The organism is Acinetobacter sp. YH12227, assembly GCF_013417785.1.
GTDB classification, from domain to species: Bacteria; Pseudomonadota; Gammaproteobacteria; order Pseudomonadales; family Moraxellaceae; genus Acinetobacter; species Acinetobacter gandensis.
The window spans coordinates 1-20,940 of record NZ_VPDH01000044.1; the positions used below are offsets into that span (position 1 = coordinate 1).

19 protein-coding genes are annotated in these 20,940 nt (G+C 41.0%); 7 read left to right on the forward strand and 12 right to left on the reverse strand.

Translation table 11 applies throughout. The features are described from left to right. Nucleotides 1-133: 133 nt before the first annotated feature. The 4 genes from FTV09_RS10870 to FTV09_RS10885 all read right to left on the reverse strand — a co-directional run bounded on the left by FTV09_RS10870 (nucleotide 134) and on the right by FTV09_RS10885 (nucleotide 4,719). A complete protein-coding gene (locus FTV09_RS10870; protein ID WP_180058312.1) occupies nucleotides 134-1,099 on the reverse strand; it encodes a triacylglycerol lipase in 966 nt (321 codons plus the stop codon). Nucleotides 1,100-1,280: 181 nt separating this feature from the next. After that, nucleotides 1,281-2,291 (reverse strand): triacylglycerol lipase, encoded by a 1,011-nt coding sequence (locus tag FTV09_RS10875; protein WP_180058313.1) that lies wholly within the window; start codon nucleotides 2,289-2,291, stop codon nucleotides 1,281-1,283. A gap of 376 nt (nucleotides 2,292-2,667) precedes the next feature. Beyond that, nucleotides 2,668-3,651, reverse strand: a complete 984-nt coding sequence (locus tag FTV09_RS10880; RefSeq protein WP_180058314.1) for a triacylglycerol lipase — start codon at nucleotides 3,649-3,651, stop codon at nucleotides 2,668-2,670. Between the two features lie 39 nt (nucleotides 3,652-3,690). Further along, a complete protein-coding gene (locus FTV09_RS10885) occupies nucleotides 3,691-4,719 on the reverse strand; it encodes a lipase secretion chaperone (protein ID WP_180058315.1) in 1,029 nt (342 codons plus the stop codon). A 152-nt stretch (nucleotides 4,720-4,871) separates the two neighbouring features. Here FTV09_RS10885 and truB point away from each other — a divergent pair, with 152 nt between their 5' ends. From truB to FTV09_RS10900, 3 genes are all read left to right on the forward strand, one after another. Then, complete coding sequence (gene truB / locus FTV09_RS10890) at nucleotides 4,872-5,783, forward strand: tRNA pseudouridine(55) synthase TruB (RefSeq protein WP_180058335.1); 912 nt, start codon at nucleotides 4,872-4,874, stop codon at nucleotides 5,781-5,783. Between the two features lie 31 nt (nucleotides 5,784-5,814). Next, the gene (locus FTV09_RS10895) at nucleotides 5,815-6,588 is read left to right on the forward strand and encodes a TSUP family transporter (protein WP_180058316.1); all 774 of its coding nucleotides are present in this window, start codon (nucleotides 5,815-5,817) and stop codon (nucleotides 6,586-6,588) included. A 135-nt stretch (nucleotides 6,589-6,723) separates the two neighbouring features. Beyond that, the gene (locus FTV09_RS10900; protein ID WP_067762972.1) at nucleotides 6,724-7,185 is read left to right on the forward strand and encodes a hemerythrin domain-containing protein; all 462 of its coding nucleotides are present in this window, start codon (nucleotides 6,724-6,726) and stop codon (nucleotides 7,183-7,185) included. Nucleotides 7,186-7,272: 87 nt separating this feature from the next. Here the strand turns inward: FTV09_RS10900 and FTV09_RS10905 are convergent, their stop codons facing one another. The 3 genes from FTV09_RS10905 to serA form a co-directional block, all read right to left on the reverse strand. Continuing rightward, nucleotides 7,273-8,151, reverse strand: coding sequence for a DMT family transporter (locus FTV09_RS10905; RefSeq protein ID WP_180058317.1), 879 nt, complete (start codon nucleotides 8,149-8,151; stop codon nucleotides 7,273-7,275). 219 nt (nucleotides 8,152-8,370) lie between these two features. Further along, on the reverse strand, nucleotides 8,371-9,240 hold the full coding sequence (locus tag FTV09_RS10910; RefSeq protein ID WP_180058318.1) for a DMT family transporter: 870 nt from the start codon (nucleotides 9,238-9,240) through the stop codon (nucleotides 8,371-8,373). Nucleotides 9,241-9,357: 117 nt separating this feature from the next. Beyond that, entirely contained in the window at nucleotides 9,358-10,590 is a 1,233-nt protein-coding gene (gene serA / locus FTV09_RS10915; RefSeq protein ID WP_067762969.1) for a phosphoglycerate dehydrogenase, read from the reverse strand. Nucleotides 10,591-10,960: 370 nt separating this feature from the next. Here serA and FTV09_RS10920 point away from each other — a divergent pair, with 370 nt between their 5' ends. The 4 genes from FTV09_RS10920 to FTV09_RS10935 all read left to right on the forward strand — a co-directional run bounded on the left by FTV09_RS10920 (nucleotide 10,961) and on the right by FTV09_RS10935 (nucleotide 15,641). Continuing rightward, on the forward strand, nucleotides 10,961-12,370 hold the full coding sequence (locus FTV09_RS10920) for an FAD-binding oxidoreductase (protein WP_180058319.1): 1,410 nt from the start codon (nucleotides 10,961-10,963) through the stop codon (nucleotides 12,368-12,370). Between the two features lie 192 nt (nucleotides 12,371-12,562). Next, nucleotides 12,563-12,934 carry a hypothetical protein gene (locus tag FTV09_RS10925; protein WP_067762967.1) on the forward strand — a complete coding sequence of 124 codons (372 nt, stop codon included), beginning with the start codon at nucleotides 12,563-12,565 and terminating at the stop codon, nucleotides 12,932-12,934. A gap of 345 nt (nucleotides 12,935-13,279) precedes the next feature. Continuing rightward, entirely contained in the window at nucleotides 13,280-14,161 is an 882-nt protein-coding gene (locus FTV09_RS10930) for a pirin family protein (protein ID WP_180058336.1), read from the forward strand. A 250-nt stretch (nucleotides 14,162-14,411) separates the two neighbouring features. Then, on the forward strand, nucleotides 14,412-15,641 hold the full coding sequence (locus FTV09_RS10935) for an MFS transporter (protein WP_180058320.1): 1,230 nt from the start codon (nucleotides 14,412-14,414) through the stop codon (nucleotides 15,639-15,641). A 79-nt stretch (nucleotides 15,642-15,720) separates the two neighbouring features. On the opposite strand, the gene FTV09_RS10940 is transcribed toward FTV09_RS10935, so the two are convergent. From FTV09_RS10940 to FTV09_RS10960, 5 genes are all read right to left on the reverse strand, one after another. Further along, the gene (locus FTV09_RS10940; protein WP_067762965.1) at nucleotides 15,721-16,020 is read right to left on the reverse strand and encodes a DUF3817 domain-containing protein; all 300 of its coding nucleotides are present in this window, start codon (nucleotides 16,018-16,020) and stop codon (nucleotides 15,721-15,723) included. A 142-nt stretch (nucleotides 16,021-16,162) separates the two neighbouring features. Continuing rightward, on the reverse strand, nucleotides 16,163-16,732 hold the full coding sequence (locus tag FTV09_RS10945) for a hypothetical protein (protein ID WP_180058321.1): 570 nt from the start codon (nucleotides 16,730-16,732) through the stop codon (nucleotides 16,163-16,165). Nucleotides 16,733-16,783: 51 nt separating this feature from the next. Beyond that, nucleotides 16,784-18,934, reverse strand: a complete 2,151-nt coding sequence (yccS, locus tag FTV09_RS10950) for a YccS family putative transporter (protein WP_373687703.1) — start codon at nucleotides 18,932-18,934, stop codon at nucleotides 16,784-16,786. A gap of 136 nt (nucleotides 18,935-19,070) precedes the next feature. After that, nucleotides 19,071-19,619: a superoxide dismutase family protein gene (sodC, locus tag FTV09_RS10955; protein WP_180058322.1), complete on the reverse strand. Its 549-nt coding sequence runs from the start codon at nucleotides 19,617-19,619 to the stop codon at nucleotides 19,071-19,073. 113 nt (nucleotides 19,620-19,732) lie between these two features. Further along, nucleotides 19,733-20,851, reverse strand: a complete 1,119-nt coding sequence (locus FTV09_RS10960) for an AI-2E family transporter (RefSeq protein WP_162270476.1) — start codon at nucleotides 20,849-20,851, stop codon at nucleotides 19,733-19,735. Nucleotides 20,852-20,940 lie beyond the last annotated feature (89 nt).

Sequence of the window (20,940 nt, forward strand, 5' to 3'; positions counted from 1 at the left end):
TTGTTCCACTTTAGATATTTGTTTAAGATGAGATGTAACTCATTGAAATGTGTCATCATATTCGTCGTCAGAAAACAAGTATTATGCCATTATTTCAATGAGTTATCTTTTTTTGTCGTGTACAAAGAAGTATTTATAAACCTTGAAGTTTTAATCGATTGGCATGTTGGCGATAAACATCAACGGGATCCGGTGCGAAGAGGGCTTTTAGGCCGAGCACTTGATTGACTTCGTCCAAATGATTCCAGTTGTAATTGTCTCGAATCGTTTTACCAAATTTCGCACTGCAACGTGAGACTAAGCCATCGTTATCTTTACCACCATCAATGAGTAGGGCAGTTACTTTTAAGGCTGAATCTAAGTCTAAGATATTGGTAATTTGTCCGACACCGGTAAATGAATAGTTGTAAATTCCTTTCTCAATACTATTACCATCTGCGCAGTTCGATTTAGGCAAGCCGAGCGGGAATGCTGCATTGTATTTTGCCGAACCCGCGAGGGTTAAGCTTGAACCGCCAGCAAGTGAATCGTGTGGATAGCTATTTGGATCCAGCCCTTGTGCCCACGTTATAGCTTTTGATACAAAGTTCACTGCGCCAACCAATGGTCCTTCGATGGGGGTACCTTCAGCTTTTAAAATTAAATCTGCGACAGGAGAGCCTTGATGGGGACCTGCAACACTGGTGAGAGATGCAACGACATCTGGTCGCACACCTGCGACATAGCGAATAGTTGGACCACCGTGACTATGACCAATCAAATTGACTTTTTCTGCTCCGGTAATCGCCCGAATTTCTAAGACTTGTTGCAGTAATTGTTCACCGCGAACTTCAGTCGAGTTAAATGGAGACACACGTGTCGCCCAAACATTAGCACCATTTCGTGCTAAATCAGGCAAAATTTGATACCAATAATCGAGTCCGAAAGAGTCCGTCCCGACAGTAATAAAGCCGCCCATACCATGGTTAAATACCACTGGATATTTCGTTTTTGCATAGCTTGATGTAGCTTTTGCTGTGACTTGTGTTGCTTGGGATGCAGAGACTGACGTGAAGCAAGATGCAGCTAGTAACGCAGTGATGAAAATTCCATATTTCATTTTTTAATACTCACAATAATATTATTTTTAAAGAAGCATAAGGATCAATCACAGGATTGACCTTGGTATTAGTTCAATGATTTCATCTGAGCAGTGATTGAATTAAAGCGGTAGAGCTTAGTAAAGAATGAATATCGCTTTAAAAATAAGGGAATGAATACATTCCCTTAACAGATTGGTTTTATAAGCCTTGTAGTTTTAAACGGTTGGCATGTTGTCGATACAGCGCCACAGGATCTTGTGTAAACAAGCCTGTGAGACCAAACATCATGTTGGCCAGGTCAGTGTGGTTCAGTTTATAACTGTCATTAATGACTTTACCAATATACGCGCTACAACGGGCAACCATACCGTCATTGTCTTTATTGCCATAAGAAAGTGGGCCAAGTTGCATCAAGATTGTATCAATATCTAGTAGGTTGGTGGTTTGTGCCACACCCGTCCATGAATAGTATTGAATCCCTTTGCTATCGACGGGTCTTAAGTTCTTGCTGCAATTTTCTGAAGAGGCCAATACCCCATCTGCCACGGCCGATTTTGCAACTGTACTGTTAAAGGTCGCTGAGCCAGTTTGACTCAGAGACTTCATAGATGCATCAAAATCAATTTTCAGTTCGGGTTTTAGCTGCCCTAATGCGATTAGCGGGCCAACAATATAGTCACCTAAAATGTTAAATGCAGTGCGAGAAAGTTTATTGTCCTGAATATCGTCTGCAACTTTAGAACCATGATATGTGCCCGCAACTCCTGTAATTGAGGCAATATAATCAGGTTTGGTTTGGGCAACATATAGCACCGTTGGCCCACCATGTGAGTGACCAATTAAGTTCACTTTAGGTTTTCCTGTAATGGCGATGACATCTTCAACTTGTGCAATCAGTTGTTCACCACGATAAGCCGTAGTGTTTGCTGGAGATAATTGAGCAGCAAAGACCGTAGAGCCGTTGCGCGCCATGTCTGGTAAAATTTGATACCAATAATCGAGACCGACTGATTCCGTACCAATACGTGACCAACCTAACCAACCATGAACCATTAAAATGGGAAACTTGGTTTTAGCATAGTCTGATTTTGCGGTTTCCTTTACTTGAAGCACACTTGGCTCAGCTTGGGTAGTTGCTGATAAACCGATTGCTAGACCAGCAATGGCAGCAGCAGAGGCCATCTTGGCCGTTTTTACTAAAGTTCGCATAAACATTCCTGTTCTGATGTTGTTGTTTTTTACTTTTTAATAATTTGACGCGTTCTCTCTTTTTTAAACAGCATCTTTGCACTGACAAAGCCAGATCATTGAATTTAGAGAGTTTAAATAAACAAAGATGCCTTCACATTTTTTCATGCTAGCAGTTAAATTCCATGTCATTAGAGGTCACGACGGTTGCTTTGATGACATGTATAAATTTATACAATTGTGCATAAATTTAGGTTGATTACTTAGACTTTGTTATATAAATATTTTTTGAAATGTCTTAAATATGGTTAACAAACAATAACATTGTAAAAAAGGACGCATGGCGTCCTTTTTATAAGTAAATTAATGAAATTTCATGCTTTTTAAAGCATGGAGATTAAAGCCCTTGAAGTTTCAAGCGGTTGGCATGTTGACGATAGAGCGCAACAGGGTCAGGTGAGAAAATACTGCGTAGACCGAAGACCATATTTACTTCATCTAAATGGTTATGATTGTAGTCATCACGAATGACCTGACCGATATGTGTACTACAACGACCGACTAAACCGTCATTATCTTTATTCGCATAAGCTAAGGGCCCAAGCTGAGTAATAATGCTGTCTAGCACATCAAGTACATTGGTCGCTTGCGCTGTACCCGTCCATGAATAGTAATACACACCGTTATCGACTTTAGCACCGGCTTTATTACAGTCATTTGCCATGGCTGTCGTAGGAAATTTAGCATTAAATGCGGCTGAACCTTTTTCACTGATTGCAGTGAGTGATGCACCTACACTGTTTGGCAGGCTTGAGTTGCCTTCAGCCCAAGTAATAATCGGTGCAAGTAGCTGATCGCCTAAAATACCAAAAATAGAATTAATCCCTTTATTGGCTTGGATTTTATCGGCAACTAGAGAGCCGCGATATGTACCTGCAACACCTGTGACGGATGCGACATATTGCGGTTTTACGGCAGCAATATAACGTGTAGTTGGACCACCGTGTGAATGACCAATTAAATTCACTTTAGGTTGACCTGTGATAGCAAGTACATCTTCAACTTGTGCCAGTAGTTGTTCACCACGTACTTCAGTCGATTCAAGAGGAGAGACTTGCGCTGCAAAAGTATTTGCACCATTACGGGCTAAATCAGGTAGGATTTGGTAAAAGTAATCCATACCAAAGCTATCAAACCCGATACGAGTAAAACCAAACATCCCGTGGGTAAACACAATGGGATACTTAGTTTTGGCATAGGTTACTGAACTGTTGGCAGTTACATGCTGTAAACCTGCGGCAGCTTGTGCAGAGGAAATACCAATAAAAGCGGTTGCTGCTACGAGCGCAGAACGCAGTAATCTTTTTTTCTTGTATCGCATTATTTCGTCCTGAAATAAAATAATAACTACATGATCGGATTATTCCGAGAAGGGAAGTTTTCCACCTTGATCATGGACCGTTTCAAAAGTGCTTAAGCGCAATTGATCTTCTTTTGATTTAAAGTGCTGATTACGGAGCTGCTGTACAGCTTGTTGTTTGGCACTATCACTCATATTACTTTTCATGATGCTGTCGCGTTCATCTAAATATTGATTTACATTGCCTTTCCATTCGCTGCGCTGTGTATCCAATGTTTCAAGGCGCTGCGTTGCTTCTGGCCCAACCAAATTTAAACGCATTTGACGAATTTCTTCGCTCGAACCGCCACGGGCTTTAATATCTGCAGTGAGCTTTCTCAGATCATCCAATTTATTGATTTGTTCTAAGCTTTCTTTCCAATCTTCTGGAAGCTCATCAAACAGTTCTTTAAGTTTTTGGGCTTTTTCAGATTCGGATAATTTTTTATCATTGACCACTTCCATACGCTTTAATGTGTATTCGTGGTAGGTATTTTCTTTGCCAAATAAACCTTCAATTTCATAGTTGGAAAAGAACTGCTTACGCAAATTTTGCGTACTGTTATAAATCGCACGGTAATATTGTGGAGATTCTTTGTCTTCACTTGGCGGGACTAAATCGCCCAAACGTTCACGATATTGCATGTAGCGATCCCACAAATCATAAATTTGTGATAAAGCGGGTTCTTTATGACCTTGAGCAATATATGTTTTGAAATCCTTTTTGATTTGATCAATCGACTTCTCACCGTATTGGGTGATGAAATATTCAAAACAATTACGTGTTTGTTCATTCACAATCAGGCGGTTGGAACCATCCATGCTGATTTGGCAGTTTACTTCGGTGTCTTGCTGACTAGCACTAATGAGAGAACCACCTACTGCATTGGGTAAACCCGTTGCTGCTGAAGAGTTCGCTGCGGCACTTTGTTGCTGTTCGATATTGTGTTGTGAATCTTGCTGAGAATCTTTCGGCGCAAGCCAATATATAAATGCGGCTGCCGCAATAATCACAATGGCTAAAATCAGCCAGAGTTTATTTTTTTGCATATCCCAATGCACCTTTTTCCGTTTTAATTGTTTTATGAGTTCTAAATGTGAACTCAATATGACATAAAAGAATGATAAAAACATAGAAAAGTTGTAAACGCTTAGCATGGATTGATACCATGGCGCAGTTCTCTTTTTGCCCTATTTTAGTCATGAAAAAAGCTTCTCCTAAGATTCAGCGTCGTCCAGTACATGGTGTATTTTTATTAAATAAGCCTTTGGGCATTAGCTCGAATGCTGCATTACAAAAAGTGCGTTGGTTGTATCGAGCACAAAAAGCAGGACATACAGGTGCGCTAGATCCATTAGCCTCAGGTTTATTACCAATTTGCTTAGGTGAAGCAACAAAGTTTTCGCATTTTTTATTGGATTCGACTAAACGTTATAAAACCACCGTTTTTTTAGGTCATAGCACCACGACTGGCGATGTTGAAGGTGATGTATTGTTAGAAGCGACTGTGCCGGCTTTAACTGAAGCGTCGATTCGTGAAGTTTTAGCTCAGTTTATTGGGGACATTCAGCAAGTACCACCCATGTATTCGGCATTGAAAAAAGAAGGTCGTCCTTTATATGAGTTAGCACGTCAGGGTATTGAAATCGAGCGAGAAGCACGTCCGATCACTATTTATGATATCAACTTATTATCATTTACTGAGAATAGTATTACACTTGATATCACTTGCTCGAAGGGTACATACATTCGAGTCTTAGGTGAAGATATTGCTAAAGCATTGGGTAGCTTTGGTCATTTGACATATTTACACCGTATTAAAACTGGTCATTTTGACCTCATCCCAAGTTATACCATTGAATATCTTGAAAGCTTAACTGAAGTTGAACGCGAAGAACTGTTACTGCCGGTGTACGCACCTGTCGATCATTTTCTCAAAGTTCAAGCGCCTGAAGGCCGAGCTGAATTTTTCAGTCGCGGTATGGAAAGTAATATTGAACATGAAGCCGAAGCACAAGTTTTGGTATTTGATGGCGAACGTTGCTTAGGCCTGGCAGAAATTACAGACCGTAAACGTTTGGTTCCAAAACGTGTGTTAAATCTTGAAAGCTAATCCAGCATCACGCTAATTTAGAAGTAATCCCATGGACATTGAAATTATCTTAAGCCTTCTGTTTTTTGCATTTTTTGCAGGTGCAATTGATGCAGCAGTCGGGGGCGGAGGACTAATTCAAATTCCAGCCATTATGAATGCCATGCCGCAGTTGTCTCCAGCGACGGTTTTTGGCACCAATAAATTATCGTCTATTTTTGGTACGGCTTCAGCTTCTTATAGCTTTTTAAAGAAAGTGAAATTGCGCTGGAAATTGCTAGCAGTGATTGCGACTTGCGCCTTTGTTGCATCCTTTGCGGGTGCAGCATGCGTGTCGATGGTACCCAAAGAAATTTTACGTCCATTCGTTTTGGTTATGCTCATCGTGATTGCGATTTATACTTTTACCAAAAAACAATTTGGTCAGGTACATGTCCGACAAGAACTCACGCCTAAAATATTAGTTCTCGCTGCTGTAGGCAGTCTAGCGATTGGTTTCTATGATGGTATTTTCGGCCCAGGTACAGGTAGTTTCTTTATCTTCTTTTTTATTCGCTATTTGCAAGCGGACTTCTTGCATGCTTCTGCATTATCTAAAGTGGCGAACTTAACCACCAACTTGGCTGCCTTGAGTTTCTTTGCACCGGCAGGGCATGTACTGTTTGCTATTGGCGCGATGATGGCGGTTACTAATATTTTAGGTTCCATAGTTGGGGTACGAGCAGCATTAAAATACGGCAGTGGATTTATTCGTATTCTGTTTTTAATTTTAGTCAGTATTTTAATTGTACGTTTGGGCTATCAAACCTTTACCGGACAGGCTTGAACAAATCTTAACAGAGCGTAGCTGAATTCTGTTGCTGAAGCGATTAGTATGAAAAATAAGCGACTCGGTTGAGTTGTGGATAATAATTAAATTTCATATTGCATAATTAGCTAAGCATCAGAGGTCATCATTACAATGAATATATTTGAAGCTCTACGCCAAAGTCATGAAAAACAACGTGAACTTGCTGAAAAACTCATTCAAACCTCAGGGGATACACCTGAACGTCGAGACTTATTTGAGCTGCTCAAAAATGAGTTATTTGCCCATGCCGTTGGCGAAGATCGTTATTTTTACATCCCGTTGATGATGAGCGATTCCGGTCTAAACATCACTCGTCATGCGTTGGCGGAACATCATGAGATGGATGAATTATTAGAGCAACTGACGGAAACTGAATTTAGTAATCCAGGTTGGTTGGCGATTGCGAAAAAATTATCTGAAACGGTACATCATCATTTGCAGGAGGAAGAACACGGCTTTTTTCAGCAAGCAGGTAAAATCTTAGATGAAAAGCAAAAGGAAAGTTTAGCCAAACAATATTTGGCGGAATATAAGAAATACAAGAAAGCAGATAAAGACAGTTTGACGGGCTAAACGCAAGTGAAGCCTGAAGACGAATGCAAAATCAAAAAAAAAAGACGGCAGAGGCCGTCTTTTTGTTTCAACTATAAATATAAAAATTTAGTCTGATACGCTGCTCGGAGTATTGCGAGAGGAACGTAAAGTCACCCCGACGGATGCCAACATAATGCAGATTAAGGCCACCCATTGCCACGTCCCAATATTTTCGCCAAGCAGAACCATACCTGTAATTGCAGCTAATGCAGGCGACAAACTCGATAAAGTCCCATAACTAAGTTTACTGAGGATTTTTAACGCTTTTAAATCCAGTGCATAAGGTATGGCCGTGGCTAAAATCGCAATTAATAAGGCTTTCGGCCAATATTGGGTATCTAGTAGGGCGGGTGCATTGTTATATAGTCCAATCGGGAGCAAGGTCAGTGCGGACAGTGTGATGGCAATCGTTAGCGCATGCATACCAATATTTTGATGTACCACTTTTTGTCCAAAGTAAATATAGAATGCCCAACAGAGTCCCGCTGCTAAGGCACAGGCTGCCCCAAGTATTGAGAAATTACCATCATGAGCTTGTGCCCAAGGCACCATCAAGGCAATACCTAAGATGGCTAAAAAGACCCAAATATAATCACTGCGGTTTTTAATGGATAATAATGCCAGACCCAAAGGCCCAATAAACTCTAAGCCCACGGCAATGCCTTGTGGCAATTTACCCAGTGACATATAGAACAACACATTCATCAAACAGAGTGCCGAGCTATAGCAGAGCAGATCACGCCATTTTAAAAAAGACAGCCGTTTTAAAATGTGCCATGAACGAAACATTAAGCAGATAATAATTGAAGCAAAACAGAGTCGTAAAATGGTCACGCTGAGCGGATCAAGCACCAAAAATAATTGCTTGGCGAATGATGCACTGATTTGATAGGAGATCATGGAAAGTACCATGAAAACGACTGCTAATAATTGTGAGTTTGGCATGCGGCACGCTGTGGTGGGGGGAACAAAGTACCCCAATTTTTAATTCTGCTCAGTATAGCGGTTAATATTGAGTCATTGAGTTTTTTCAGGTGTCGAAATGCAATTTGCAGGTTTTGAATTTAAAAAAATTGAATATAAAAAATCGTCTTTAAATCGCCACCATTTTTAAATTCAAAATAAAAAATGGAGATATTTTCAAAAGATTAAGGCTGTTTGAATTTAAATTCGTTTGGCCTTTTGCGTGGTATAAGTACAGCCAATCGAAGCACTGATAATCACTGCCAATGCCAACCATTGTGTCCATAACAATTGTTCATGCAAAAAGATAAAACCCGAGAGAGCGGCAACAGCGGGTTCCAAACTCATGAGTGTACCGAAACTCAACGCAGTCATGTTACGTAGCGCAATCATTTCTAGGGTAAAAGGTAAAGCACTGGCTAGGGTCGCAAGTGCAATAAAATACAGCAGACTACTTGGCTCAAACGCCTGTGCCGGCATACCTGCAAAGAGTGCGATGGGCATCAAAACACACATGCCGACGAACATGCCTAAGCAAACGGTATGATTGCCTGAGACCCCTGACGGTTTTTGACCTGCCACGATATAGAGTGCCCAACAAGCACCTGCACCGAGGGCAAGAAAGATCCCAATTGGGTCAAGACGTTGTGCTGCTTGATCAAATGGAAACAGCAAAATTAGGCCTAGAATTGCAAGGCCGACCCAGACGAAGTCGAATTTTCGTCTTGCTGCCAATAGTGCAACACTTAAAGGGCCAATAAATTCAAACGACACGGCAATGCCGAGAGGTAGGCGATCAATGGACAAGTAAAACAGCATATTCATGCCTGCAAGAGCACAGCCATAGCTGATAATTGCAGACCATTTGACTTGTTTAAAATTGATTTTCCAAATTTTAAAGATGATCGCCAAGATTAATGCACCGAGCAGTAAACGCATCGCGGACACGGTCAGGATGGGAAACTGACCAAACAGGTACTTGGCGAAAGAACCACTGCTTTGCATACTGATCATTGCAATAAGCAAGATCAGTGGTGCTTGTAGGGCAGGGGTAATTTTAAAATTTGGCATAGACTAAATTTGTTTCGATGACTCGAATAGCGGGAGATTGGCAAAAGCCAGATTTTAAAAGTCTACTACAATAAAAAAACCACAGCCCGAAGGCTGTGGCTTCAGTGTCTAATTAAATTAGAACAATACGCGAACGCGGATGGTACCTTCCACTTCGTGAAGAGTATCCAAAGCTTCTTTAGATGCAGTTGCATCAACGTCCATCACAAGATAACCCACATCGCCTTTGGTCATTAAAGACTGACCAGAGATGTTGATACCGTGTTCAGCAAACAAGTTGTTGATTTTTGAAAGAACGCCCGGTACGTTTTTGTGGATATGAAGTAAACGGTGTTTGCCTTCAGTCAACGGTAACGCGATTTCTGGGAAGTTCACTGCAGATAAAGTCATACCTTTATCAGAGTAAGCAACGAATTTTTCAGCAACTTCAAGACCGATGTTTGCTTGCGCTTCCATGGTAGAACCACCCACGTGAGGCGTTAAAATCACGTTGTCTAAGCCACGAAGTGGAGAAACAAATTCTTCACCGTTTGCTTTTGGTTCTTTCGGGAATACGTCAACCGCAGCACCTGCAATGTGACCAGATTTGATCGCATCTGCAAGGTCTTCAATGATTACACATGTACCACGTGCAGCATTTAGGAAGATTGCGCCTTCTTTCATTTGAGCAAATTGCTCTTTACCGAAGAAGTTACGTGTAGATGGAACGTCAGGAACGTGTAAAGAAACCACGTCTGCATTCGCAAGAAGTTCACCCATAGAACCGACTTGACGTGCATTACCCATTGGAAGTTTAGTTACTGCATCGTAGTAAATAACGTGCATACCTAAACCTTCTGCAAGTACAGAAAGTTGTGAACCGATCGAACCGTAACCCACAATACCTAAAGTTTTGCCACGAGTTTCAAATGAACCAACTGCAGATTTGTTCCAACCACCACGGTGAGTTGAAGCAGATTTAGCAGGAACACCACGAAGTAATAGAATCGCTTCAGCAAGTACAAGTTCAGCAACCGAACGTGTATTTGAGTATGGTGCGTTAAATACTGGAATACCACGAATCATGGCAGCATTTAAGTTCACTTGGTTTGTACCGATACAGAAACAACCCACAGCAATCAGTTTATTCGCCGCTTCAAAAACTTCTTCAGTTAATTGAGTACGTGAACGAATACCAATGAAGTGAGCATCTTTAACCGCTTCTTTCAACGCTTCACCCTCAAGCGCAGTTTTACGGTAATCAATGTTGGTGTATCCAGCAGCATTTAGTGTGTCGATTGCGTTTTGGTGAACGCCTTCTAATAACAAGAAACGAATTTTATCTTTAGGCAAAGAAAGATGTTGGCTCATTACGGCTCCGCTACAAAGGCCAAATTTAGTGGCGATATAATAGCATAGGAAAAAGCCCTATATACATTTCCTTTATGACGGCTGTGTCAGGTATTTTGGCGAATTATGTGTCAAAACTTGTCGCTTGCGGTCTAATTAACTGCGTAATATTTCTAATGACATTTCAAAAACACGTTTTTCTTTCGGTTTTGTCAAAAAAACGCAGTTATAGCTTATAATGGTGCGGCTCAAATTTCGCTTGGCCTATTCATGGCCTATTTGATGCACTCAGTTTCAGGCTTTTTCCCTTGAAATATGCGGATGCCGCAATTTTGACTGAATCAGGTCTGGACCTTTAAAACTTGTTTACTTCTTGCAAGGTCTGAAAACGATGAATGCTCCAGTCGCTTTAACCCCAGAGTTATTAACCCAATTGACCGCTATTGTTGGCGAAAGCCGTATTAAAACAGATGCGGATAGTCTCCAAAATTGGGGTCGTGACCATACTAAGCACTTCGATCCAAATCCTTCGGTCGTCGTTTTCCCTTCAAGCACAGAGCAAGTTCAACAAATTGTTAAGCTGGCAAACCAATTTAATGTCGCGATTACCCCAAGTGGCGGTCGTACAGGTTTATCAGCAGGTGCTGTGGCTGCCAACGGTGAAATCGTGGTGAGCATGGACAAGATGAACCAAATCTTGGAATTCTTCCCAGCTGACCGGATGGTGCGTGTACAAGCAGGTGTAGTGACTGAACAACTTCAGAATTATGCTGAAGAACAGGGCATGTATTACCCAGTCGATTTTGCATCTTCAGGTTCATCACAAATTGGCGGTAACATCGGTACCAATGCCGGTGGTATTAAAGTGATTAAATACGGCATGACACGTAACTGGGTGTTGGGCATGACGGTTGTTACAGGTAAAGGTGACATCCTGCGCTTGAACAAAGGCATGATCAAAAACGCGACGGGTTATGCGCTGCAACACTTATTTATTGGTGGTGAAGGCACTCTAGGTTTAGTGACTGAAGCTGAAATCAAACTTGAACGTCAACCACATGACTTACAAGTGTTGGTGTTGGGTGTGCCTGACTTTGATGCGATTATGCCGGTACTGCATGCCTTCCAAAAGAAAATTGACTTAACAGCATTTGAGTTCTTTGGTGAGCTTGCAATGCAAAAAGTTTTGGACAATGGTCATGTACAACGTCCATTTGAAACACCATGTCCATTCTATGTCTTACTTGAGTTTGAAGCACCATTTGAGCCGATTATGGATGCGGCAATGGAAATCTTTGAACATTGCATGGAACAAGGTTGGGTGCTTGATGGCGTAATGAGCCAAAGCCTAGACCAAGTACATAACTTGTGGCGTTTACGTGAAGACATTTCAGAGTCGATTGCTCCATTCACACCATACAAAAATGACATCTCAGTTCTAATTACACATGTTCCTGCATTTATTAAAGAAATTGATGCAATTGTGGAAGCGAACTATCCAGACTTTGAAATTTGCTGGTTCGGTCATATTGGTGACGGTAACTTGCATTTAAATATTTTGAAACCTGCGGACTTAAGTAAAGATGAATTCTTTGCAAAATGCCAAGTGGTGAATACATATGTATTTGAAACTGTGAAAAAATATGACGGTTCGATTTCAGCAGAACATGGCGTGGGTATGACTAAAAAGCCTTACCTCGATTACACACGTTCAGCAGAAGAAATTGAATACATGAAAGCTTTGAAGAAAGTATTCGATCCAAACGCAATTATGAACCCAGGTAAATTATTTGATCTTTAATCTTTAAAGTTCATACAAAACGCATCTTCGGATGCGTTTTTTTATAGCTGTATTTTTGAAATGGCACTCATTAAGGATCAGAGCTTCTTTCACCAATTTATGGATTTCATCGCTTCTTTACATTGCTTTAATAGTGTTATGAATAAAAAATCTGCATGATATTGCAGTAAATAATGATTTTTAGGTTGGCTTATGTATCGTCTAATTGCAGTTTCAGCACTTTGTGTGGGGATTTTGTCGGGGTGTGCCACTACACAAAAAATCGTATCTAAAGTGGGTTCGTCAGATACGCCATTAAACCAAGTATTAAAGGATCGTCCTGATTTACGTAAAGAATTATCGACCGTTGAAATCCGTCAATACTTTAACCGTGTGGAATCGCCAAATGCGGGGCAGGTTAAAGTGACTGAAACGGGTTTAATGGATGATTCTGTTCGCTCTATTCGCACCATTTATAACTTTAAATTGGTGGATGGGGTTTGGCAGCGTGTAAGCACGAAGAAGGAGTATCAGTGTCAACGTGGGAAAAATACTAAGACTTTCCAGTCGGCGAAGTGTCCTTAAATTATAAAAAGTTAAGGTCTAAATTTCTTATTAAATGTTCAGCATGACGGGGTCATTTCATTTTAAATTCGATGATTGGAGCTCGTAGCTACTTTTGTTTCGGCAAAAGTAGCAAAACCATCTTTCATCCGCAAAACTCGTCAAATACCATCTTCAATTGTGTAGATCGCAGAAACTTTACATATTGAATGTGTCCTGACTCGGACAGTTGCGGATGAGTTTCCGCGTATCCTAATTTTTCATCCTCAACATAGAATATTCAATCCTAAAAATTTTCTCGTGAGTTCGTATAGTTTTTAATAATATAAGACCGAATTCACATCATTATTAGATTTCAAATTTATGATGAAAACCCTCGCGTTTATACACGTCAATGACTCAGGTTCACCCGTTGGTGACTTTGCACCAGTGACTTCAGTATTTTCCCATTATGAATTGGGTAATACCGTTTCGCCTTTTTTACTGCTCGACCATTTAGGGCCTGGGGTGCTGAAACCAACCAAACTGAAAAAAGGCGTGCTGGAACACCCACATCGAGGGTTTGAAACCGTCACATTGGTGTTAAAAGGTGAACTTGAACATCATGATACGACTGGCGGCGGTGGAGTCATTGGTGAGGGCGATGTGCAGTGGATGACTGCTGCTTCAGGCATTCAACACGAAGAAGTCTTTAGCCAAGCCTTTGCACAGCGGGGCGGAGCATTTGAAATATTGCAACTTTGGGTCAATCTGCCAGCCAAAGATAAAATGAACCCTGCACGCTATCAGAGCTTAACCAAAGCCAGTATTCCAAAGGTCAATTTAGCCCAAGATGCCGGTTATGTACGGATTATTGCAGGGCAATATTTAACAGCCCAAGGCCCCGCAGAAACACATACACCCATGCAAGTATTTGATGTCTTTGTCAGAACAAATCAAAGCATCACCCTGCCTGCACAAGAAGGGGATACCACACTTGTGTATTTACGTTCGGGCAAGCTGAAATTTACTGAAACAGATGAACAGTTAAATGCACAGCATATGGCAGTCATGTCGGGCCAAGGAGAAAATGTCGAATTGATGGCAGTCGAAGATAGCCACATTTTGTATCTATCGGCGCAGCCTTTAAATGAACCCATCTATGGGCGAGGCTATTTTGTGATGAATCATTTTGCTGAAGTGATGCAAGCTTATGATGACCTAAAACAAGGTCGCTTTATCCAAAAAGCAGACAATGAAAAATCATAAAAGGGGTAGTATAAAAAGACCAATACAACGCAAGCAAACACTGTTAAAATAGTCGTACGCAAACCGACAGATCGGTTCGTTGAAGTTCATTTTATCTCTATCTAGCGTCTTGTGAATACGACGCACATATGGCGGATACGCCGCAAATTCATTTTTAAAATTAATATTACAGTGCTCGTCATTGGGCTGAAGTATCTCTCCCGCTTTGTCATTTCAAGCTTGACCACGCACATTTGATATATAGATAACAATGCAAAACGTACAAACCACAAAATTAAGTCGTGCCACCTTAATGTTTCCCTTGGCACTGGTTTTATTTGAATTTTCTGTCTATATCGGAAACGACTTAGTCCAACCTGCCATGCTTGCGATTACTCAAGAGTTTGGCGTGAGTAGTTCATGGGCACCGTCGTCGATGTCCTTTTACTTACTGGGTGGTGCGTGTGTCGCTGCGATATTAGGGCCCTTGTCAGATCGATTAGGTCGTAAAAAAGTCCTATTGGGTGGTGTAGCGTTCTTTAGCTTATGCTGTTTAGCGATATTGCTCACACATAATATCGAAAGCTTTTTAACGTTGCGTTTTTTACAAGGTTTTGGTTTATCCGTTATTTCTGCTGTGGGCTATGCTGCCGTTCAGGAAACTTTTGAAGAGCGTGATGCCATCAAAGTCATGGCGATCATGGCCAATATTTCACTACTAGCGCCACTGATCGGACCCGTCCTCGGTGCCTTTATGATTGATCACGTGTCATGGCATTGGGGCTTCATAGGAATCGCATTTCTATCTTTTCTGAGTTGGTTTGGTTTAAAAGCCAAGATGCCGACTCAGCACATCAGCATTCCAAAGCAACCGGTGGGTTATATTATCGATGACTTTAAGCAGGTGTTAAAAAACAAACGCTTTTTGGCACTGACTTTGGGCCTACCGATGGTGGCAATGCCTCTGATGTTATGGATTGCGCTATCTCCGGTGATATTGGTGGAACAGCTAGGACTGAGTAGCATGCAATACGGCATGGCACAGTTTCCCGTTTTGGGCGGTCTGATCCTCGGTAATATTGTTCTGATTAAAATCATCGATAAACTGCCATTAGGTCAGTCGGTGATGATCGGGCTACCTTTGATGTTACTCGGGACGAGCCTCGTGGTTATTGGGACGATGACTGAAAGCTATTTTCTGACATTTCTCATACTTGGCATGAGCTTGGTCAGTTTTGGTGAAGGGATTAGCTTTTCTGTGCTCTATCGTTTTGCCTTAATGTCGTCTGAAATGTCGAAGGGCACAGTAGCTGCAGCAGTATCTGTGATCATGATGCTGACGTTCTTTGCCGTGATCGAAATCGTGCGCGTGCTATATGAAAACTTTGGACTTTGGGCATATAGTTTGGCGGGTTTTACCCTCATTATCTTGTGGTTCAGCCTACCACGCTTGGTGGTGCGAGATATTATGCGACAACGTAAATTGACGGGTAAATTTTAAATTCGAGTTCATGCCATCATAGAAAAAGCCCGATGCTGAGTAGAACAACATTGGGCTTTTTTACTTGTTGTAGAAATTCTTAATTTGAAGTTGCAGGTTGTTCTGCATTTTTTAATTTACGATCGAAAATAAATGGACCAAAAGGCAAAATCGATGCAATCAAGCCCATTAGAAATATGCTGAGCGACCATTTTTGCTTTTCACAGACCACAAATAGCACCACTAAGAAAGCGATGAATAGAACACCATGTCCCATCCCGACATATTTCACTAATATCGGGTTGCCCATTAGGTATTTCATTGGCATCGCAATAAACAACAATAACAGGAACGAAATGCCTTCCAGCAGGCCTACAAAACGTAAGGTCTTGATATTCATGTGCAGTCTAAATTCAAAGTGATTTAAGTCTTGAGTGTACCTGAAAGCATAGCAGGAACGAAGCGTTCCTGTTGAAATAATTGATCCACATATTGAATCTAAGTAAATGTTTTTAAAGTTAATTCTGAGTAATCTACTCGGATTAATGATCTAGACTGGCAAGCGCTTCATCAACCGAACCTTGATCAAATTCATAATTACAGCCGAGTAAAATCATTGGGCTTTTTCCGGTCATTTCAGACAAGCTCAATTTGTGATTCACAGCATGAAGTTCATCGGTTTCTGCTTCAGTCCGCAATATTTTTTCACCACGGAAAAATGGCAAACCAGCAAACATAGAATGCTGTTCAATACCATATTTTTGCGCAAGTTTTTTCACATCGGCTTGGCGATAGATCGCGAATACTGCATTGGAAGACAGGCCAATTTCTTGTGTCGGCATGCCAAAAAATTCAACAGCTTGCGTATTTTTATAGATATAAATAAACGGTTGATGTGGGTCGTCAAGACGTTTCCAACCTAATTTTGGTAAATCTTCTTCGTAGTTAGAAAGTGCCTGATGGTAATGATCATAGTCAGACTGACATTCTAAAACTGGTTTTAACTCACTTTCGATCGGTGCAGCCACTGCATTTGTGACGACAAAAGCAGTAGAAGCTAAAGCCACAGAAATGCATGCGTTTTTAAAATTAAAGTTTAAAAAGGACATCATTATTTTCTCTATTCGGCCTATTAAAATTACGGGTCTATCCATTACAACATTCTATTTAATTTCAGCACGAATTAATTGTGTTCTGAGTTGAATTAACTCAGGCAAGGTTTCAAGTAATAAACTGATTTGTTTGAGCACCAGTTGCAGGTGATTAGACAATATTTCTTCAGCATTGAGTGTTTGAATTTCGAAAAGTTTTTGCTGAATACGCGCTGTATCTAAGGGCTTTTTTTGCAGCAGAACGTCATCCAAAGTCTGTTGGCACCACTGTAGTAGGTCTAGCACTTGGGCATCTTGTACTTGTTCACGATGGCTGCCTAAGGCTGAAATATAACTGAGCTGACTATGGCTATAAACCAAATAGCGAAAGGCGTGTTGTATTAGGTTCTGGTCAGGATCAGGTTCCGTACTTAAACTGGAAATCATGCTAGATAATTCAGTCTGGGCATTATGCGCTGAACGACGTGCACGTCGATAAGCAATGCTGTTGGTTTTACCTTGTAAATATTGCTCGACCACGGCATCAAAATAATTCAGCGTCGCGCATGAGCTTTTTTCAATGGTTTTGGAAATATTACGGAAATCCCAATCTGGCCAAATTGTATTTACGGCAACCCATGCAATTAAACAACCAATGAGGGTATCCATAATGCGCGGTAAGATCACAGCATACCCTGCGCCTTTTAAATTGAAAATCAACAAAACCATCAGCGTTGCCATTAAGGTTGCCATGGCATATTTCTTTGCACTTAAGTAGAAAAAGCACACCCCAAAAATAATGGTGAGAAATAATTGTCCTTCTACACTGGGCACAAAGTATAAAACAGGAATGCCAAGTAACACGCCTAATAAGGTGCCTAAGGTACGCATTTTGAGACGGCTTTTGGTCGCGAAATAACGCATTTGGCAGACGAATAAACTGGTTAATAAAATCCAGTAACCGTTCTTAGCAAAGGGCAATAATGAAATGCCATAACCGACGGTAAAAACGATAGCGATGCGTACTGCATGACGAAACAGCGCAGACTCAGGACTGAGATGTTGTTTAAGTTTGAGCCATAAATCATGCCAGCCATGAATATCATCATCGAGTAAATTGAGGTTATCGACATGTTGTTGATAATGTAGCTGTTGCTGACTGTCTAAATCATTTAAATGGTTAAAACGTTCTTGAACGCTGTCTAAATTACTTAAGATCAGTTGCAGGTTTTTAACTTCAATATTTTGTGGATTGGTTTCAACCCATTCTTGCATAGATGTATGTAAATTATTAAGTGCTTCAGCTGCAATAGGATTTGGAAGGAATACTTCGCGCTGCAGAATACAACGTGCCAATTGCTGACAAGCTTGAGCTTGCAGACGAATATTTTTTTGAAAGCGAAAAATTAAATCGGTACGGCTAAAATTTTGCTGAATATGTTCATAGTGTAAATAATTTGCACTCGCCTGTTCGTGAATATCTTGTGCCAAGAAATATAAATTGAGCCAGTAAATCGTATTTTTATTGGCACGAGATGCCTTTAAGCGGGTTAAAAGCGAAGCTTTGGTGGTGTTAAAGATTTGCACAACCTCACTATTTTTGAGCGATAACTCATATAAGAGCGTTTCGACATTATTGGTATTGTCAGGGTCGAATAAGCGGGCTTTGGCATTGAGCACATCGGCTATTTGTAAAAAGCAACGTGATAAATTGTCTTGAACAGGTAGGCTGGGCTTAATTAAATAAAATACAATGGCCGTGAGTCCATACCATAACACCCCTAAAACAAAGCATAAGGGTTGAAAATACCAATCTTGATATTCCCCTAAACCGAACATGGTATAGATAGAGAGCAAGATTGTACCGAAGGAAATGACGGCATAACGTTGTCCCAATGCACCAAGTAAAATAAAGCCTGCACTGGATAGCGATAGGTAGAGAATAAATAAAAATTTATAGGGATAAAGAAAATCTAAAATACTGCTGACGCTAAAAAATAAGATACAGACGTAGCCGAGGTTACGTAGTCGAATACTGAGTCGGTCATCAAAATCGGTCAGGGCTGTGGCAATCGCACCTAAAGTCACAGGTACAATCAACTGATGCAAACCTAAAAAATACAAACCTAAAGTCGTGCCTGAAAGAACGATGCAGATTTGTAGGCAATACATTACGATTGCACTGGATTGAAATTGCTGAAACCACGAAAGACGACTGCTCACGGTTGAGGAATTGCTCATCATTATTTTTGGTTTTAGCCTGAGCTTTTTTGTATGAACTGTCAATTTTTATTCAATGTAGATTAGCAATAAAAAAGCGGACTTAAAGTCCGCTTTTCATCGCTTTTTTTGAGCAAAATTATTTGATTACACCGCAGGCAATACGGTCACCACCACCGCCTAATGGTTTTGGATGATCTGAGTAATTATCACCGCCGGCATGCACCATAATGGCTAAACCTTGCACATCAGCCAGTTTTAAACGTGGGGCAATCAGAGACACTTTTGCTGTACCATTGGTTTCGACTTGAAGGATCGGTAAGTCACCTAAGTGACCTGTAATCGGTGTACCGTGGTTAGGCGCAGATTTCGGGTTGAAATGGCCACCTGCAGCAAGTGCAGCACCCATTTTCCCATCTTTCTCTGCCGGTGCGCATGAGCCTTTTTCATGGATGTGGAAACCATGTGGGCCTGGAGGTAATTGGGTTAAATTAGTTTGAATAACCAAGCCCGCAGGACTGTCGAGTAATTGAATTTGCCCAATATTTTGTCCAATGCCTTGTGCACTCACTGCATTTACAGTCACTGATTTTGCATTGAGGCTGGTTGCGGGTGTGGTGCTCGCACAACCAGTAAACATAGCCGCTGAAAGTGCTGCTAAAGCACCGAATCGAGTAAAAGATGCCATATGATCATCCTGTCTGTTCTTGTTGGTTAAAACCATTGAAGCAGAAGCGCAAACAGGATGACAGTTGATTTAAGTATTTGATTGTAATATTTGTTTAATCTTTATACTGAACTTTATTTGTCGTTCCTGTCATCTAATGGCTCTAAATCATGTGCCAGTGTGGCTTTCGGCATCATCACCGGTTCAATTTTGGTTTCATGTAACCATTCACGCCAAATCGCCAATAAAACAGCCAAAATGACTGGGCCTATAAATAAGCCAACCAATCCGAAGCTCGCAATACCGCCCAATACACCGAACATAATCAGTAAGAACGGGATTTGAGTTGCACCAGAGATAACTAATGGACGAATCACATTATCAGCAGTACTGACAATACAGACACCCCATGCCATCACACCAATGGCTTCAATGGTTTGACCTTGTGAGAACAACCACAATGACACAGCCGTATACGAAATTGGAGGGCCAAAGGGGATAAGCGCCAACATAAATGTGATGATGGTCAAGAGCATTGGATTCGGTACGCCTGCTACAAAATAGCTAAGGCCAGCAAGAAATGCTTGGGCAATGGCGGTGAGACCAATACCATATACCACCGCGCGGGTTGTATCTGAAATGGTAGAAAGATAATGATGAATTCGAGGGCCGATCACCATTTCAAGCGCTTTACTGACCTGACTTAAAATGGTTTGGCCATCACGATAGAAGAAAAACAAAGACATGACCGCAAAACAAAGTTTAAAAATATTTTTGCTGACTTCGCTAAATAAAACCTTACCGTAATTAAGATGACCTTGAATCCAAATCTGTACTGATTGAATGATGCTGTTTGGATCATCATTTAGTTCACGTAACGTGCGACTGACTTCTTTGCCAATAAAAGGCAATTGGCGTACGAAATCTGGCACATTGAAATGGCCTGAAAAAACCTGTTTCTGTAGTTCAAAATACAAATTACGACCTTCATGTTGCAGCAGAAAGATCGCAAAAATAACTGGCAAGCCGACCACCAACATGAACAGTAAAAGCATTAAGGTTGCACTGAGGGTTGCACGTTCACCACAGAATCGGTGTACCGACTGATATAAAGGCCAAGTCATATAGGCAATGATGGCTGCCCACACCACAGGCACAATAAAGTATTTGAGTACGCTAAAGCTCAAAAAAATCAGGATAAAAAATAATCCAAACAACAAGACTTTTTGTAATGTAGGTGCGAACGTTGGCAAAGAATTCTCTGATTTTCTAATCACGGTTAGTCCAATCTTAACTGAAAAAAAAGCTCCCGAAAACGAGAGCTTGTTAAGTTATGGTGAAT

Excerpts from the sequence above, each read along its gene's own strand:
- FTV09_RS10870 (WP_180058312.1), bottom strand. The coding sequence starts at position 1,099 with ATGAAATATGGAATTTTCATCACTGCGTTACTAGCTGCATCTTGCTTC.
- FTV09_RS10875 (WP_180058313.1), bottom strand. The coding sequence starts at position 2,291 with ATGCGAACTTTAGTAAAAACGGCCAAGATGGCCTCTGCTGCTGCCATT.
- FTV09_RS10880 (WP_180058314.1), bottom strand. The coding sequence starts at position 3,651 with ATGCGATACAAGAAAAAAAGATTACTGCGTTCTGCGCTCGTAGCAGCA.
- FTV09_RS10885 (WP_180058315.1), bottom strand. The coding sequence starts at position 4,719 with ATGCAAAAAAATAAACTCTGGCTGATTTTAGCCATTGTGATTATTGCG.
- truB (WP_180058335.1), top strand. The coding sequence starts at position 4,872 with ATGAAAAAAGCTTCTCCTAAGATTCAGCGTCGTCCAGTACATGGTGTA.
- FTV09_RS10895 (WP_180058316.1), top strand. The coding sequence starts at position 5,815 with ATGGACATTGAAATTATCTTAAGCCTTCTGTTTTTTGCATTTTTTGCA.
- FTV09_RS10900 (WP_067762972.1), top strand. The coding sequence starts at position 6,724 with ATGAATATATTTGAAGCTCTACGCCAAAGTCATGAAAAACAACGTGAA.
- FTV09_RS10905 (WP_180058317.1), bottom strand. The coding sequence starts at position 8,151 with ATGCCAAACTCACAATTATTAGCAGTCGTTTTCATGGTACTTTCCATG.
- FTV09_RS10910 (WP_180058318.1), bottom strand. The coding sequence starts at position 9,240 with ATGCCAAATTTTAAAATTACCCCTGCCCTACAAGCACCACTGATCTTG.
- serA (WP_067762969.1), bottom strand. The coding sequence starts at position 10,590 with ATGAGCCAACATCTTTCTTTGCCTAAAGATAAAATTCGTTTCTTGTTA.
- FTV09_RS10920 (WP_180058319.1), top strand. The coding sequence starts at position 10,961 with ATGAATGCTCCAGTCGCTTTAACCCCAGAGTTATTAACCCAATTGACC.
- FTV09_RS10925 (WP_067762967.1), top strand. The coding sequence starts at position 12,563 with ATGTATCGTCTAATTGCAGTTTCAGCACTTTGTGTGGGGATTTTGTCG.
- FTV09_RS10930 (WP_180058336.1), top strand. The coding sequence starts at position 13,280 with ATGAAAACCCTCGCGTTTATACACGTCAATGACTCAGGTTCACCCGTT.
- FTV09_RS10935 (WP_180058320.1), top strand. The coding sequence starts at position 14,412 with ATGCAAAACGTACAAACCACAAAATTAAGTCGTGCCACCTTAATGTTT.
- FTV09_RS10940 (WP_067762965.1), bottom strand. The coding sequence starts at position 16,020 with ATGAATATCAAGACCTTACGTTTTGTAGGCCTGCTGGAAGGCATTTCG.
- FTV09_RS10945 (WP_180058321.1), bottom strand. The coding sequence starts at position 16,732 with ATGATGTCCTTTTTAAACTTTAATTTTAAAAACGCATGCATTTCTGTG.
- sodC (WP_180058322.1), bottom strand. The coding sequence starts at position 19,619 with ATGGCATCTTTTACTCGATTCGGTGCTTTAGCAGCACTTTCAGCGGCT.